Annotated in this window: 13 protein-coding genes and 2 pseudogenes; 13 read left to right on the plus strand and 2 right to left on the minus strand. The window is 70.3% G+C overall.

The window, feature by feature from the left end:
• Nucleotides 1-12: 12 nt before the first annotated feature.
• The 5 genes and pseudogenes from IE660_RS08130 to IE660_RS16585 all read left to right on the plus strand — a co-directional run bounded on the left by IE660_RS08130 (nucleotide 13) and on the right by IE660_RS16585 (nucleotide 3,060).
• Nucleotides 13-402 carry a TOBE domain-containing protein gene (locus IE660_RS08130; RefSeq protein WP_203567822.1) on the plus strand — a complete coding sequence of 130 codons (390 nt, stop codon included), beginning with the start codon at nucleotides 13-15 and terminating at the stop codon, nucleotides 400-402.
• Complete coding sequence (gene modA, locus IE660_RS08135) at nucleotides 402-1,175, plus strand: molybdate ABC transporter substrate-binding protein (protein WP_203567823.1); 774 nt, start codon at nucleotides 402-404, stop codon at nucleotides 1,173-1,175. The genes IE660_RS08130 and modA overlap by 1 nt, the downstream gene beginning before the upstream one ends.
• Nucleotides 1,172-1,972 (plus strand): ABC transporter permease, encoded by an 801-nt coding sequence (locus IE660_RS08140; RefSeq protein ID WP_328701896.1) that lies wholly within the window; start codon nucleotides 1,172-1,174, stop codon nucleotides 1,970-1,972. Before modA ends, IE660_RS08140 begins: the two co-directional genes overlap by 4 nt.
• Nucleotides 1,969-2,445, plus strand: a pseudogene (locus tag IE660_RS16580) (ATP-binding cassette domain-containing protein); the annotation flags it as partial. The gene IE660_RS08140 and the pseudogene IE660_RS16580, both read left to right, overlap by 4 nt.
• A gap of 129 nt (nucleotides 2,446-2,574) precedes the next feature.
• Nucleotides 2,575-3,060: a TOBE domain-containing protein gene (locus IE660_RS16585; RefSeq protein WP_235997269.1), complete on the plus strand. Its 486-nt coding sequence runs from the start codon at nucleotides 2,575-2,577 to the stop codon at nucleotides 3,058-3,060.
• On the opposite strand, the gene IE660_RS08150 is transcribed toward IE660_RS16585, so the two are convergent.
• Nucleotides 3,054-3,884 carry a CPBP family intramembrane glutamic endopeptidase gene (locus IE660_RS08150; protein ID WP_203567825.1) on the minus strand — a complete coding sequence of 277 codons (831 nt, stop codon included), beginning with the start codon at nucleotides 3,882-3,884 and terminating at the stop codon, nucleotides 3,054-3,056. The genes IE660_RS16585 and IE660_RS08150 overlap by 7 nt on opposite strands.
• 179 nt (nucleotides 3,885-4,063) lie before the next feature.
• On the opposite strand from IE660_RS08150, the gene IE660_RS08155 reads away from it, so the two are divergent.
• Nucleotides 4,064-4,636, plus strand: coding sequence for a hypothetical protein (locus tag IE660_RS08155; RefSeq protein ID WP_203567826.1), 573 nt, complete (start codon nucleotides 4,064-4,066; stop codon nucleotides 4,634-4,636).
• Nucleotides 4,637-5,064: 428 nt separating this feature from the next.
• A complete protein-coding gene (locus IE660_RS08160) occupies nucleotides 5,065-5,439 on the plus strand; it encodes a hypothetical protein (protein WP_203567827.1) in 375 nt (124 codons plus the stop codon).
• A gap of 34 nt (nucleotides 5,440-5,473) precedes the next feature.
• Here IE660_RS08160 and IE660_RS08165 read toward each other — a convergent pair whose 3' ends face one another.
• Nucleotides 5,474-5,716: a hypothetical protein gene (locus IE660_RS08165; protein WP_203567828.1), complete on the minus strand. Its 243-nt coding sequence runs from the start codon at nucleotides 5,714-5,716 to the stop codon at nucleotides 5,474-5,476.
• 131 nt (nucleotides 5,717-5,847) lie between these two features.
• On the opposite strand from IE660_RS08165, the gene IE660_RS08170 reads away from it, so the two are divergent.
• From IE660_RS08170 to IE660_RS08195, 6 genes and pseudogenes are all read left to right on the plus strand, one after another.
• Nucleotides 5,848-7,398, plus strand: a complete 1,551-nt coding sequence (locus IE660_RS08170) for a DUF7059 domain-containing protein (protein ID WP_203567829.1) — start codon at nucleotides 5,848-5,850, stop codon at nucleotides 7,396-7,398.
• Nucleotides 7,399-7,492: 94 nt separating this feature from the next.
• A complete protein-coding gene (topA, locus tag IE660_RS08175; RefSeq protein WP_203567830.1) occupies nucleotides 7,493-10,306 on the plus strand; it encodes a type I DNA topoisomerase in 2,814 nt (937 codons plus the stop codon).
• A gap of 6 nt (nucleotides 10,307-10,312) precedes the next feature.
• Nucleotides 10,313-11,773 (plus strand): hypothetical protein, encoded by a 1,461-nt coding sequence (locus IE660_RS08180; RefSeq protein ID WP_203567831.1) that lies wholly within the window; start codon nucleotides 10,313-10,315, stop codon nucleotides 11,771-11,773.
• Nucleotides 11,770-12,375, plus strand: a pseudogene (gene tmk, locus IE660_RS08185) (dTMP kinase); the annotation flags it as partial. The gene IE660_RS08180 and the pseudogene tmk, both read left to right, overlap by 4 nt.
• Before the next feature lie 79 nt (nucleotides 12,376-12,454).
• Nucleotides 12,455-13,672, plus strand: coding sequence for a DNA polymerase III subunit delta' (locus IE660_RS08190; RefSeq protein WP_203567833.1), 1,218 nt, complete (start codon nucleotides 12,455-12,457; stop codon nucleotides 13,670-13,672).
• Between the two features lie 129 nt (nucleotides 13,673-13,801).
• Entirely contained in the window at nucleotides 13,802-14,845 is a 1,044-nt protein-coding gene (locus IE660_RS08195) for a DoxX family protein (RefSeq protein ID WP_203567834.1), read from the plus strand.
• The last annotated feature ends 155 nt before the right edge of the window (nucleotides 14,846-15,000 follow it).

Raw genomic sequence — 15,000 nt, forward strand, 5'->3', positions numbered from 1 at the left:
AGCATCCCTGTCATGCCGCATCTGAGGATCTCGAAAGCGGCTGAGCTGCTTGGTGTCAGCGACGACACCCTGCGTCGCTGGGTCGACCAGGGCAAGCTCACCGCCCAGGCCGACGACGCCGGGCGACTGGGCGTCGATGGGGTCGAGCTGGCCGCCTTCGCCCAGGAGCGGGCCAACTCCGAACACCCGTCCGGCATCTCGGCCCGTAACGCGTTCGAGGGGATGGTCACCAGAATCATCTGCGACACCGTGATGAGCCAGGTCGAACTGCAGTGCGGCCCCTATCGGGTGGTCGCGTTGATCAGCACCGAGGCCGTGCAGGAACTGGGGCTGGTCCCCGGGGCGCTGGCGACCGCCCGGGTGAAGGCGACCCACGTCATTGTCGAACGGGGGAGCGCCTGATGGCCCGCCGATGGCTTGTGGTGTCGGCGGCTCTCTTGTTGGTGTTGGCAGGCTGCTCGTCCAGATCCCCATCGGGGCACGGCCGGACGACGCTGACCGTGTTCGCTGCAGCCTCGCTCAACACGGCCTTCGACGAGGTGGCTGTTGAGTACAAGAAGGCCCATCCCGGTGTTGAGATCACCTTCAACTACCTGGGCTCGCAGGACCTCGTCCAGCAGATGCAGGGTGGTGCGGCCGCTGACGTGTTCGCCTCGGCCGACCAGAAGAACATGACCATAGCGATCGAGTCCAAGCTGATCTCTGGTGGGCCGAAGGTGTTCGCGACCAACACGCTGGTCCTGATCGTGCCCCGTGATCCCAAGACAGGGCAGGGCAACTCGGCCGGCATCACCGGCCTCGATGCCTCGCTCGACGGCAAGAAGTTGGTCATCTGTGCGCCGGCCGTGCCCTGTGGTGCGACGACCGCGACGCTCGCCTCGAACCTCGGCGTCACCCTGAAGCCAGTCTCGGAGGAGCAGAAGGTCACCGACGTGCGCGGCAAGGTCGAGTCGGGTGAAGCCGATGCTGGCCTGGTCTACTCCACCGACGCCAAGCAGGCCGGTGACAAGGTCGAGACCATCCAGATCCCAGGGGCTGAGAAGGTGGTCAACTCCTACCCGATCGCGGTGACGGCCAGCAGTAGGGCGCCGGCCGAGGCCCAGTCGTTCGTCGACTTCGTCGCCTCCGAGGCTGGTCAGGCCGTTCTTGAGAAGTACGGGTTCGGCAAGCCGTGACCCGAACCCCCCTGCCCGCCTGGGTGCTCGTCGCCGCCACGGTCGGTCTCACCGTCGTGGCGGTGCCGCTGCTCGGGCTGGCGGTGCGGATCCCCTGGGCCGACGTGCCCACCCTGCTCACCTCGACCGCCGCGACCCAGGCCCTGTGGCTGAGCCTGCGTACCTGCACGCTGTCGATGCTGTTGGCCACGGTGCTCGGACTGCCGGTGGCGATGCTGCTGGCCAGGCTCGAGGGGCGCCGTGCCGTGCTGGTGCGCACGCTCGCGGTGCTGCCGATGGTGCTGCCCCCGGTGGTGGCCGGCCTGGTGCTGTTGGTGACGTTGGGACGACGCGGCGTCGTCGGCCAGCACCTGGCGGCGGCGGGCATCGAGATCGGCTTCACCACCGCCGCCGTGGTGATCGCCCAGACCTTCGTGGCGATGCCGTTCTTCATCGTCTCGGTCGAGGGGGCGCTGAGGACGCTCGACCCGGCCTACGAGGTGGCGGCGGCGACGCTGGGCGCTTCGCCGACCACGGTGTTGCGACGGGTGACCCTGCCGATGGTGGGTCCAGCGGTGCTGGCCGGCATGACGATGGCGTTCGCGCGTTCGCTGGGGGAGTTCGGGGCGACCTTGGCGTTCGCCGGATCGCTGCAGGGCACCACCCGGACGATGCCGCTGGAGATCTACCTGCAGCGCGAGACCGACACCGACTCCGCGCTGGCCCTGTCGCTGGTGTTGATCGTGCTGGCCGCGGTGTTGATGGCGCTGCCGGCCGGGGTGCGTGCGCTGGGTTCGCGGGGCGGGAGGGTGGCGTGAGCGCCTCGTCCATTGCCGTCGACGCAACCGTCACCGTGCGCGACGTGGTGCTCGACGTCGAGGTCGAGGGCGGCCACACGGTGGGGGTCGTCGGGCCCAACGGCGCCGGGAAGTCGACGCTGCTGGGGCTGGTGTCGGGCGAGTTGCGTCCTGATGCCGGCACCGTGCGGATCGGTGGTCAAGAGGTTGCAGGCCCCAGGCGAGTCGTCCCGCCGCACCGGCGCTCGGTCGGCGTGCTGGCGCAGCGTCCGTTGCTGTTCGGCCACCTCCGCGTGGTCGACAACGTGGCTTTCGGCGTCCGAGCGCGCGGGGTGGCGAAGGCGGTCGCGCACCAACGGGCGATGACCGAGTTGGAGGCCGTCGGGCTGGCCGGCCTCGCCGGACGATGGCCGGCCGCACTGTCTGTGGGGCAGGCCCAGCGGGTGGCTCTGGCTCGTGCCCTGGCCACCGACCCGGCGGTGCTGCTGCTGGACGAGCCGCTGGCCGCCCTGGACGTGGCGGCGGCCTCGAGCATGCGGGTGCTGCTGGCCGAACGCCTGGCCGGGCGGACTGTGCTGATGGTGACCCACGACCCGCTAGACCTGTGGACGTTGGCCTCGTCGATGGTGGTTCTCGAGGGCGGACGAGTGCTCGACCATGGCTCGACCGAATCGGTGCTCGCTCGTCCGGCCAGCAGGTTCGTCGCTGACCTGGCCGGACTGAACCGGCTGGCCGGGGTGGCGGTCGAGTCGGGCAGTGCCGTCGAGGACGACCACGCGGTGCACCTGGCTGACGGTGTCGAGGTGACCGGCGTCCCCGACGAGGTCGCCGGCCCAGTGGTCGGTCAGGAGGCATTGGCGCTGTTCGAGCCGGCGGCGGTGTCGGTGCACCTGAGTGCCCCCGGGGGCCGTCCTCGCAACACCTTCGGCGCCGAAGTCACCGGGCTGGAACCCCGCGGAGCGCTGGTGCGGGTGCACGCGGTGCTGGCCGGCGGGCAGAGGGCCTCGGCCGATGTCACGCCACGCTCGATCGGTGCGCTGGGGTTGACCGTCGGCACGGCGGTGGTGCTGGCGGTGAAGGCCGCGCAGGTGCGGATCGTCCGTCACTGACGACGGCGCGCCAGCACTCCTGCGGCGACGAACCAGCAGGCCCAGCCGATCGCGTGCAGAGCCCAGAACTGGTCTGGGCTGAGGGCGTCCTCGGACACGGTGGAGGAGTTCACCAGCACCAGCAGCGTGTTGAGCAGAGCATGGCCCCACACCGCCGGCCAGACGCTGTCGGTTCGCTCCCGGACCCAGCCCAGCACCAAGCCGGCGGCGAACACGTTGACCGTGCTGGCGATGGCCTGGGGAGTGTCCAGCAGGTGCAGATGCAGGTAGGTGGCCATCAGTGGAAGGTGCCACAGCGCCCACAGGGTCGAGACGACGAGCACCCGTGGCCATCCGGGCCAGCGGTCGAGCAGGTGGACGAGGTGACCGCGCCAGGCGACCTCCTCACCGAAGCAGGGGATGGCCATGGCCAGAGCGAGCACGAAGGCGGTGGGCAGCGTCGTCCACAGCGTCGACTCGACCTCGATCGGCAGGCCGATCGCCCACGCGATCAGGGTCTGGGCGGCGGCGATGGATGAGACGGCGACGGTGACCAGGGCGAGTCCTCCGAGCAGGCGCCGGACGCTTGGCACCGGGAGGGCCCACAGGTCGCGCAGTCGCGGGGTGGCGCGCCAGCGACGCCACAGCAGCAGCGACACCACTAGCGGGACGAACTGCCCCACCGGGACGACGGCGTTGAGAGCGTCGGGCAGCCACCAGCCGAGCGCGAACGGGACGAGCAGCGCCGCGGCGACCACGGTGGCCAGGGCGAACAGGCCGAGGGTCTGGCGCCAACGACGGGCAGGGCTCAGGCCCCAGCGGTGGGTCTCCACGAGAGTGGTCATGAAGCCATCCGACCACGGAGCGGGGCGGACACGGTCGGTGGTGCTGGTCAGCTCGGGGGGGGGTTCAGGGGGTACTGGGGGTGAGCGGGGCTGTGGACGAAGGGGTCGGTCAAAGGGGTTGTCCACAGGTTGATGGACGGGGGTTGGGACTGGCCCACTCGGGTGGCAAGTTGTACGCCATGAATCGGATGGGGGCGGCGACCCTGGCGCTGGTGGTGGCGCTGGGTCTTGGCGCGTGCCGCGACGGCAGCGCCGAGCCGACCGTGACCCCGCTGACGACTGCCCCGTCGAGTGCGAGCGCCTCGCCGACGCCCACGCGGTCGGTGGCGACCCCGGACGAGGCGGCGCTGCTAGCGGAGGCCGAGGGGGTCTACCGGGCCTATGTGGCGGAGACCCTGAAGCTGGAGGCCGCGGGCGGGGCTGAGAAGCTTCCTGCGGTGTTCGACCAGTACCTGCTCGAGCCTTACAAGGGAGTAGTCGAAGCGACCTACCAGAACATGCGGAAGAACGGCTCGAAAGTCGAGAGCACTGGCCGAGTCGCCATCTTGGCAGTAGAGGCCATCGACGCTTCCACGCGTGAGGGTGCCGTGATCGCACTCAGTGCGTGTCTGGACGGCTCGCAGGCAACTGTTCGGCATCGCGATGGCACGACTGAGAAGGGCTCGATTGTCCTCCGTGAGCTCTACTTCAAGCGCGATGGCAGGGACCTGAAGATTTTCTCGAGTCGTGCCAAAGAGGTCCCTTCGTGTTGAGGCGGGCAGCAGGGGTAATCGGGTTGGTGCTTGCCTTCACGTTGCCGTCGATCGCCGCGGCCGACGGTGGCTGGGATACGAATATCGGCGTAGATCGCAACAGCCGAGGAGATACATCGTCGGTCAGTGTCACAGACTCGAGTGCTCACCCTGGCGAAGGGCCGCGCTCATCCCGGTCCGGCGAAGGCAACCGTTCAACCTCATCCGGTTCGGGCTCGAACTCGTCGAGCGGCCAGGGCACCGGTGAGCCCCCGCGCTGCCTGCCCGCCTTCGGCTCGTCTGGCACCGATCCCTGCCGCACCGTCACTCCCAGCGATCCGCAGCCGGTCGTTGACCCAGTCACCGTCGCCCGGAACGCATCCCTTCGTCTGACCGTTCCGCCGCCGACCATTCGTCTCAGTCCGGACCCGTCGTCCAACCAGTGGCAGATGATCCCGGTCGGCCTGCCGGTGTGGGTCTCGGAGTCCTCCGGCCCCACCCCGGTCAGCAAGAACGTCACCGAGCAGGGCATCACGATCAGCATGGTCGCGGTTCGGTCCCAGGTCACGGTCGACTTCGGTGACGGGACGGTGATCAGGTGCACGGCGATGTCGACTCGTCCTGCCGGTGCCGACCCCAGCCTCGAGTCTCCCGACTGCGGGCACACCTACACCGCCGTGGGTGACTACACAGTGACGACCACTGGTCACTGGACCGTCACCTGGCACGCGGCCGGCCAGTCGGGAACCGTCGAGCTCAACGCTGCGCAGAGACTGCCGGTCGAGATCGGCGAGGTGTCGAGCGTGCTGGTTCCCAGTCGCTGATCCGACGGGCGAAACTCCCTCCGCTGACTCGAGGTCAGCCCAGGTCCACCTGGTAGGTCACCGTCAGCCACGCTGACTCGAACCCGGCTTGATCTGTTGCGCCCACGCTGAAGGTGATCGTGGACGGCTGGTTCAGTGAGCCTCCGGCTCCGACGATCACGTCGTCCCCGAGCTGGATCGTCCAGTTGCCGGTCTTGTCTGCAGTGGTGCTGGCCAGGAAGTCCTCGGTGAACAGTGAGGCGTCGCCCTTGGAGTGGGTTTCGAGACGCTCTGGCACTGCTGGACCGGCGTGGGGGGTCTCGACACGCGGCTCGTCCCTCGTCGCTACTCGAGCAGCGTGCGGGTTCGGCCCTCGCCGCTGCTCGACCGGCGTGGGGTGCGGTTCGATCCGTGAGCCAGACTGGGCCCATGGCTTCGTCCCCCACGCCCGAGCTCGCGCCGCTGCTGAGTCCCTCTGACACCGACCGGCTCCGCGACGCCCTCGAGACCGCCGACTACACCGTCGATGCCGTCCTCGAGCGGATCGGTGCGGCCGGTCAGGCTGGCCTGGGACGCAACTCCACCGTGCCCGCCGGCGACGCCCTCGACCGCGTTGACGCCGCTGACGCCCTCGATACCCTGGTTCGGCTGTTCGTCCTGCAGCAGCCCGTTGTCCGAAACCGGGCAGAAGTTTCGCTGCCGACCGACCAACTGCTCGAAGCGGGAATCCTCTGCCGGGTTCCGGACACCGACCAGGTCGCAGCAGTCATCGACATCCGCCCGGTCGACAGCCCTGACGACGGCGCCACCGGGTGGGTGGTCAGCGACCTCACCCCCGGACTCGACCAGCGGGTCGAACCGATGCGTCCGGACTACGTGCTCGGTGTCAGCCCGGCCTCGACCACGCTCGCCCAGCTCACCCACCGTCGTCCGGTCGGGTCTGCCCTCGACCTGGGCACTGGCTGCGGCATCCAGAGCCTGCACCTGGCCCGCCACGCCCAGCGCATCGTCGCCACCGACCTCAACCCGCGGGCCCTGCAGCACGCACAACTGACCGCCGCGCTCAACCGGATCGACCTCGACCTTCGGCTGGGCTCGCTCTACGAACCGGTCGCCGACCAGCGCTTCGACCTGATCGTCACCAACCCGCCCTATGTGATGAGCCCGCCACGCACCGACACCACGAGGCTCACCTACCGCGAGGGCAACCTCGCCGGCGACGGCCTGGTCGAGCACGTCGTCCGCCGGGCACCGCACCACCTGACCGACGGCGGCATGCTGCAGGTGCTCGGCAACTGGGCGATCGTCGATGGCCAGCCCACCGACGAGCGCCTCGCCGGATGGGTCGAGGGCACCGGCGCCGACCTGTGGGTGGTCGAGCGCGAACGCCTCGACGTGCACGAGTACGTCGAACTGTGGCTCACCGACGCCGGCCTTTCCACCAGCGACCAGTGGCTGCCGCGCTACCGCGAGTGGCTCGACTACTTCACCCACCTCGGCATCACCGGTGTCGGCATGGGTTGGATCACCCTCACCATGGCCGCACGCGCCACCCCCGACATCACCGTCGAGACCTGGCCGTGGGCGGTCGAGCAGCCGGTCGGTGCCGCCATCGGACGACGTTCCGCCGACCTCACCGCCGCCGCGACCAGCGACGCCGAGATGCTAGCCACCCACTGGCTGCTTCGTGACGACGTCGTCGAGGAGACGCTGGGTCGTCCCGGCGCCGCAGGCTACGAGCACATCGTGCTGCGCCAGAGCGGTGGCTTCCGGCGCGCCATCGAGTCCGACACCGCCCAGGCCGCCATCCTCGGTGCCTGCGACGGCGACCTCAGCCTCGGTGAGATCATCGAGGCCGTCGCCCGACTGCTCGAGGTCGACGCCGGGGCCCTGGGTGCCGAGCAACTGCCGCTGTTCCGCTCTGCGCTCCGCGAGGGCTTTCTCGACCGGCGGCTAGCATCATCTGCAACCGGGGGCTAGGTTCACACCTTGTGACCTGACCGGCGCCAGCTGGTCGTCCACCCCCAATGTCGCAACCAGCACCACCACCCAGCAACACCAACCGAAGGCGGACATGGCCAAGACCCTCGTGATCGTCGAGTCGCCCACCAAGGCGTCCAAGATCGCCAGCTTCCTCGGCGACGGCTACGTCGTCGAGTCCAGCCGTGGCCACGTCCGCGACCTGCCCACCGGCGCCTCCGAGGTGCCGGCCAAGTTCAAGGGTGAGGCCTGGGCCCGTACCGGTGTGAACGTCGACAACAACTTCGAGCCGCTCTACGTGGTCGCCGCCGACAAGAAGTCGACCATCCGGGCGCTCAAGGACCACCTCAAGGACGCCGACGAACTGCTGCTGGCCACCGACGGTGACCGCGAGGGCGAGGCCATCGCCTGGCACCTGCTGCAGGAACTCAAGCCCAAGGTGCCGGCCAAGCGAATGGTCTTCCACGAGATCACCCCCTCGGCCATTCAGGAGGCCGTCAGCTCACCCCGCGAACTCGACGTCGACCTGGTCGACGCCCAGGAGACCCGCCGCATCCTCGACCGGCTCTACGGCTACGAGGTCTCGCCGGTGCTGTGGAAGAAGGTCAAGCCGCGCCTGTCGGCCGGACGCGTGCAGTCGGTGGCCACCCGGCTGGTCGTCGATCGCGAACGTGAGCGGATGGCCTTCGTCGCCGCCTCGTACTGGGACCTCGACGCCACCTTCGACTCCGGACGCTCCGGCGCCGACGAGGTGCGCCGCTTCCCCGGTCGACTGGTCTCGCTCGACGGCACCCGGATCGCCCAGGGTCGAGACTTCACCTCGCGCGGGCAGTTGCGCGGCGAGGCGGTCGCACTGGACGAGCCCGCTGCCCGCAGCCTCGCCGACGGCCTCACCGGCGCCGACTTCACCGTCACCGCCGTCGAGTCCAAGCCCTACACCCGCCGGCCCTACCCGCCGTTTCGCACCACCACGCTGCAGCAGGACGCCGGACGACGCCTCGGCTTCAGTGCCGAGCACACCATGCGGATCGCCCAGCAGCTCTACGAGGGCGGCTTCATCACCTACATGCGAACCGACTCGGTCACGCTGAGCTCCACCGCCATCACCGCCGCCCGCGCCCAGGCCACCCAGCTCTACGGCGCCGACGCGGTGCCGGCTCGTCCCCGCGTCTACACCTCCAAGGTCAAGAACGCCCAGGAGGCGCACGAGGCCATCCGTCCCGCTGGTGAGGAGTTCCGCACCCCCGCCCAGACAGGGCTCCGCGCCGACCAGTTCCGGCTCTACGAACTGATCTGGCAGCGCACCGTCGCCTCGCAGATGGTCGACGCCACCGGTCAGAGCGTCACCGTGCGCATCGAGGGCCGCCCCTCGTCCGCCGTCGCGATCAGCCAGCTCACCGAACCGGTGCGCACCGCGCAGTTCACCAGCTCGGGCCGCACCATCACCAACCCCGGCTTCCTGCGCGCCTACGTGCAGGGCGTCGAGGAGGACGAGTCGTCCGACGACGCCCAGACCCGGTTGCCGCAGCTGGCCGAGGGCCAGTCGCTGACCGCGGTCGAACTCACCCCCGAGGGCCACTCCACCAAGCCGCCGGCCCGCTACACCGAGCCCACCCTGGTCGCCAAGCTCGAGGAACTCGAGATCGGTCGTCCCTCGACCTATGCCTCGATCATCCGCACCATCACCAGCCGTGACTACGTGTTCAAGCGCGGATCGGCGCTGGTGCCGACCTGGCTGGCGTTCGCGGTGACCCGTCTGCTCGAGGGACGCTTCGCCGACCTGGTCGACTACCAGTTCACCGCCGACATGGAGGACACCCTCGACGAGATCGCCCGCGGCGAGGCCAAGCGGATCGACGTGCTCAAGGACTTCTACTTCGGCGACGCCGATGGCTCGTCCAGCGACACCGAGACCGGCCATGAGGGCCTGCACCGGCTGGTCACCGAACTCGGCGAGATCGACGCGCGTGACCTGTCCACCTTCCCGCTGACCGACCTCGAGACCGAGGGAGCCGACGGCAGCGTCGTCGTCCGCGTCGGCCGCTACGGCACCTACGTCGAGGACGCTGCGGGCAACCGTGCCAACGTCGAGGACGACCTGCCGCCCGACGAACTGACCGTTGACAAGGCCCGCGAGCTGCTGGCATCGAACCAGGGCGACGGACGCGAACTCGGCCTCGACCCGCTCACCCACAACCCGATCGTGGCCAAGGCGGGCCGTTACGGCCCCTATGTCACCGAGGTGCTGGACGAGGACGCTCCCAAGGGTGCCAAGCCGCGCACCGGCAGCCTGTTCGCCTCGATGAGCCTCGAGACCGTCACCCTCGAGCAGGCGCTGATGCTGATGAGCCTGCCGCGGGTGGTCGGCACCGACGCCGAGGGTGTCGAGATCACCGCCCAGAACGGCCGCTACGGCCCCTACCTCAGGCGCGGCACCGACTCGCGCTCGCTGACCAGCGAACAGCAGATCCTCGACATCACCCTCGACGAGGCGCTGGCGATCTACGCCCAGCCCAAGACCCGGGGCCGAGCCGCTGCCGCCGGTCCGCTCAAGGAACTGGGCCCCGACCCGGTCAGCGGCAAGACCATCCAGGTCAAGGACGGGCGCTTCGGGCCCTACGTCACCGACGGCGAGGTCAACGCCACCCTGCGCCGCACCGACTCGGTCGACGACATCACCCCCGAGCGGGCCGCCGAACTGCTCGCCGAGAAGCGCGCCAAGGGACCAGCCCCCAAGCGGGCCACCACACGGCGCACCTCGACCGCCAAGAAGGCGCCTGCCAAGAAGGCCAGCACCGCGAAGGCCAGTACTGCCAAGGCTGGCACCGCGAAGAAGCCACCGTCGACCACGGCCCGCACGGTCAAGGCCACCCGCTCGGGCACCGGCAGTCGAACCAGCAAGGGGTGATCGCCGATGGCCAGCAGGAACAAGGTGCTGTTCGAACTGCCGTTCACGCTGGAGGCCCCACGGCTGACCAATGAGGCCCTGGGCATCGACCGCCTGCTACAGGTGACCTCGGCCCGCGGCAAGGACGGCTCGTTCGACCGCGAGGTCACCCTGCTCGACGCCCCCGACCACCGGCTCATGCGCGCCGGGGTCACCCTGGGTCACCGGGTGGTCGACGGCCTGGGGGAGTGGTACCTGGACGCCCCGCACTGGGAGCCCTGGCTGCCGGCCGACCATGCCGAGCCGATGGGTGGCTCGGGTGACCTGCCCGACGACCTGGCCTTCCTGGTGCACCCGTTCCGCCGGCTCGCACCCCTGGGGCCGGTCGCCGCCGTCACCCAGCAGCGGGTCTGCTACCTGATCCAAGGGCCCGACGACATCGACCTGGGCATCCTGCGCGACGAGCGGATCACCATCCGCCGCGGTGGCATCGCCACGGCACGGTTCCGCGAGGCGACGCTTCGTCCCAGCCCGGCCATGACCCCTGCGCAGAGGGCCTACCTGGTCGACGCGCTGGTCGCCGTCGGTGGGGTGCAGGTCGACTCGTTCCCGGCTGCGCTGAAGCGACTCGGTGCTCCTGGGCAGGGCATGACCGACTTCCCCAAGCCCCGCCAGGTCGACGACAAGGCCCCGCTCGAGGCGTGGGTGTCGAGCCTGCTGGCCCGACGGCTGCTCGACGTCGTCCGCGCCGACCTCGCCCTGCGCGCCTCGGAACTGGCCAGGCAGGCCCGCCAGGTCGATGCCGAGCAGACCGACGAGCGGTTGCAGGCCAGGTCCTCGTCGGACGACGAGCCGCTCACCGTCACGCCCCTGCTGGACGAACTGTGCGCCCTGCGTCGCCAGGTGCACGCCCTGGCCGGGGTGCTCGAGCCGAGCTGGCGCGAAGGGCTCGAGGCCGACCTCGACCAGGTGGTCGCCGGTGGCGCGATCAGCATCGCCGCCCTGCCCGAGCAGTACTACGCCGTGCTCGACCAGGTGATCGCCGCCGTCCGGGCGCCGCAGTTGGGCGACCTCAGCCGCCACCCGGCCCGCCACGTGCTCAGGACCCAGGCCGAGGGCGCGGTCGGTGTGCTGGCCACCCGCGTGCACGAACTCAGCGTCGACTCCAGTGACGCCGACTGGCAGGCCGCGCTGTTCGCCGCACGCGAGCTCACCCAGGCGGTGCAGGTGCTCGACTCGGTCGGTGGACGACGTGCCGGCAAGCTGCGCAAGCAGTTGAAGCGGCTCACCAGTCTGCTCGAGCCGGCAGGCCTCGACCTCGGCGTGCCCGACGACGAGGCGCTCACCGCGATGGGACCGCGGGCCGCCTTCGAGAAGGGCATCGAACTGCAGCGATCGTTGGACGACCGCCGCACCGCGCGCGAGCGGCTGGTGCGCGACTGGCCCGAGGTGCGCACCTCGCTGCTGCGGCTGCGGGGGCGGCGATGAGCGGGCTGTTCGTCGTCTTCGAGGGCGGTGACGGCACCGGCAAGTCGACCCAGGTCAGGGAGCTGGCCGGGTGGCTGACGCAGCGCCACGTGCCCCACCTGGTCACCCACGAACCGGGCGGCACTTGGCTCGGGCAGCAGGTGCGACACCTCGTGCTGAGCAACGACTCCGGCCCGATCAGCCCGCACGCCGAGGCCCTGCTCTACATCGCTGACAAGGCCCAACATGTCGACGAGGTGGTCAAGCCCGCCCTCGACGGCGGTCAGGTGGTGGTCTGCGACCGCTACGTCGACTCCCTGCTGGCCTACCAGGGGGCGGGCCGGCAGGTGGTGGTCGACCAGGTCGAGGCGATCGCCCGCTGGGCCACCAGCGACCTGCGCCCTGACCTGACCGTGCTGCTCGACCTCGACCCCAGCCACGCCGTCGCCACCATTGCCGCGCCCGACCGGCTCGAGGCTGCGGGCGATGAGTTCCACCAGCGGGTGCGGCAGGGCTTCCTCGACCTGGCCGCCCGCGACCCGGAGCACTACTTGGTGCTGCCGGCCCGCGACACTCGTGAGGCCCTGGCCCGTTCGATCCGTCGCCGGGTCGCCGACCTGCTCGGCCTCGAGGTCGCCGAGACACCCGACGCCCGAGTGTCAGAGCCGGCTGCCACGATGGGTCTGGAGGGGAACTGAACCGATGACCGTGGACGCCCGACGCGACGAGCTCACCGGGGTGTGGGCCGAGCTGATCGGCCAGCACCGGGCGGTGAAGGTGCTGCGTCGCGCCGTCGCGTCGTCCCGGCAGCAGGCCGAGGCGGGGCGCCACGCGATGACCCACGCCTGGCTGGTCACCGGGCCGCCCGGCTCGGGACGCTCCAACGCCGCCCGTGCCTTCGCCGCCGCGCTGCAGTGTGAGCGCGGTGGCTGCGGTGAGTGCAACGGTTGCCGCACCGTGCTGTCGGGTGCTCATCCCGACGTCACCCTGGTGCGCACCGAGAAGCTGTCGATCGGCGTGGACGAGGTGCGCGAACTCGTCCGCAAGGCGGCGATGAGCCCGACACTCGGCCGCCACCAGGTGCTGGTCGTCGAGGACGCCGACCGGGTCACCGAACGCGGTGCCGACGCGCTGCTCAAGAGCATCGAGGAGCCGGCCGCCCGCACGGTGTGGATTCTGTGCGCACCGACGATGGACGACGTGGTGGTCACCATCCGCTCGCGGTGTCGCCACCTGCACCTGGTGACACCGTCGGACGACGCGGTGGCCCAGTTGCTGCAGCGCCGCGACGGCATCGACGCCCCGCTGGCCGCCCACGCTGCCCGCGCCGCGCAGGGCCACATCGGACGAGCGCGGGTGCTGGCTCGCGACGAGCAGGCCAGGATCAGGCGCGACGAGGTGCTGCGCATCCCGGCCCGGCTGACCAGCATCGGCGCCTGCCTGGTCGCCGCCGACAACGTCGTCAAGGCGGCGGCCGACGAGGCCGCAGCCGCCACCCAACTGCTCGACACCCGCGAACGTGCCGACCTCGACCAGGCTCTCGGGTTCGGCACCAAGGGAGCACGCCCGCGCAACACCCAGGCGGTGCTCAAGGAGTTGGAGGACCAGCAGAAGGCTCGTGCCAAGCGGTTGCAGCGCGATGCCCTCGACCGGGTGCTCACCGAATTGACCGCCTACTACCGCGACGTGCTCGGGGTGCAGACCGGCGCGTTGGTCGACCCGATGGGTCAGGAGCCGGGCGTGGGCATGATCAACGCCGACCTGCGCGAGCAGGTGGCCACCCTGGCCCGTAGCTCGACGCCGGAGCAGACCCTGCAGCGGATCGACGCGATCATGCAGTGCCGCGTCGACCTCGAGGGCAACGTGGCGCCGCTGCTCGCGGTCGAGGCCCTGATGGTGGCGCTGGCCCAACGGCACTGAGCGCGGATGGGCTCCACCACCCAACAGGTGGGGCTCGCCGCTGAGGTCCCCGGACGACGAGGGGGCCGGTGCTTGAATGGACTCGTCTCCGGGCTGATCGCCTGGCTCCCCACCCCGGAAGGAACTGCGATGGCTGACGAGCGCCACCCGCACGAGGACGAGCGCCCCACGCTCGCCGAGAAGATCATGAGCGAGGGCAGTGACGCCCAGCCGGATGATCAGCAGACCCCCAACGACCAGCAGGCCACGAGCGACCGGGCCGGCACCGACCAGCACGAGATCGATGAGGCGGCGATCGACGCCCGCGACCGCGTCCGCCCCGACGAGCAGGCCGCTGCCGACCCCGTCGTGGGGTCCGGGCCCGGCGCGCAGGATGCCGATGAGCGGCGCGACGTCGACGCCAGTGACGCTGGCGACGACGAGCCGACCCGGGTGCACGATCGTCCGGTCGTCGATGACGAACCCACCCAAGTGGTCGCCGCCACACCAGCCGGGGCCGACCCCGAGCCCACCGCCGTGATGTACCGCGACGAGGTCGCGAACAGCGAGGCGGACGAGGCCGAGCGTGCACGTCTGGAGCAGGAGCGTGAGGCTGCCCTGGCCGAGCAGCGTCGTCGTGACGCCGAGGAGGACCGCCGTCGCCGGGCCGAGGCCCACGCCGAGCGGCAGCGCCGACTCGGGGTGGTCACTCCTGCGGCCGAGCCTGAGCCGGCCCGTGTGGTCGCTGGTCCTCGGATCACCGACCGCTTCCTGGGATCGCTCGGTCTGATGCTGCTGCGCCTGGTGACCGCCGGGATCATGGGCATCCACGGCTTCCAGAAGCTCACCACCATCGAGGAGACCACCGACTTCTTCGGCCGGGTGGGCCTGCCCCAGCCGGGGCTGTGGGCCTGGGGGGTCGGCATCGCCGAACTGCTCGCCGCCGTCGCCCTGGTGTTCGGGTTCGCCGTCCGGTTGGCCGGGTTGGGCATCGCGGCGATCGCCATCGGCGCGCTCACCCTAGTGCACTGGGGTGCGCACAATCCGTTCCGTGCCGGTGAGTCGGGCTTCGTCGGTGAGCTGGAGTTGCTGCTCGCCGCGGTCGGTCTGAGCTTCGCCGCGCTGGGCGGCGGCGGTTGGGGGATCGACGCCGGCATGCGCCGGGGACGAGCCCGTCGCCGCGCCCAGACCTGACGACTCGGAGCAAGTCTTCACCACTCACTGGGGAGTGCTTCCACTTCGGAAGCACTCCCCAGTGTCGTGCTCACACACCTCGACGGGGACGCGGTTGGGTCGTCCCACTACCCTGAACTCAGTGTCAGGGTGGTGGCGGTCGCCTTCAGCGGCTG

It is taken from the genome of Aestuariimicrobium ganziense, assembly GCF_015352975.1.
In the GTDB taxonomy this organism is placed as follows: Bacteria; Actinomycetota; Actinomycetes; order Propionibacteriales; family Propionibacteriaceae; genus Aestuariimicrobium; species Aestuariimicrobium ganziense.

Excerpts from the sequence above, each read along its gene's own strand:
- IE660_RS08155 (WP_203567826.1), top strand. The coding sequence starts at position 4,064 with ATGAATCGGATGGGGGCGGCGACCCTGGCGCTGGTGGTGGCGCTGGGT.
- IE660_RS08190 (WP_203567833.1), top strand. The coding sequence starts at position 12,455 with ATGACCGTGGACGCCCGACGCGACGAGCTCACCGGGGTGTGGGCCGAG.
- IE660_RS16585 (WP_235997269.1), top strand. The coding sequence starts at position 2,575 with ATGGTGGTTCTCGAGGGCGGACGAGTGCTCGACCATGGCTCGACCGAA.
- IE660_RS08160 (WP_203567827.1), top strand. The coding sequence starts at position 5,065 with ATGATCCCGGTCGGCCTGCCGGTGTGGGTCTCGGAGTCCTCCGGCCCC.
- IE660_RS08195 (WP_203567834.1), top strand. The coding sequence starts at position 13,802 with ATGGCTGACGAGCGCCACCCGCACGAGGACGAGCGCCCCACGCTCGCC.
- topA (WP_203567830.1), top strand. The coding sequence starts at position 7,493 with ATGGCCAAGACCCTCGTGATCGTCGAGTCGCCCACCAAGGCGTCCAAG.
- IE660_RS08180 (WP_203567831.1), top strand. The coding sequence starts at position 10,313 with ATGGCCAGCAGGAACAAGGTGCTGTTCGAACTGCCGTTCACGCTGGAG.
- IE660_RS08150 (WP_203567825.1), bottom strand. The coding sequence starts at position 3,884 with ATGACCACTCTCGTGGAGACCCACCGCTGGGGCCTGAGCCCTGCCCGT.
- modA (WP_203567823.1), top strand. The coding sequence starts at position 402 with ATGGCCCGCCGATGGCTTGTGGTGTCGGCGGCTCTCTTGTTGGTGTTG.
- IE660_RS08170 (WP_203567829.1), top strand. The coding sequence starts at position 5,848 with ATGGCTTCGTCCCCCACGCCCGAGCTCGCGCCGCTGCTGAGTCCCTCT.
- IE660_RS08130 (WP_203567822.1), top strand. The coding sequence starts at position 13 with ATGCCGCATCTGAGGATCTCGAAAGCGGCTGAGCTGCTTGGTGTCAGC.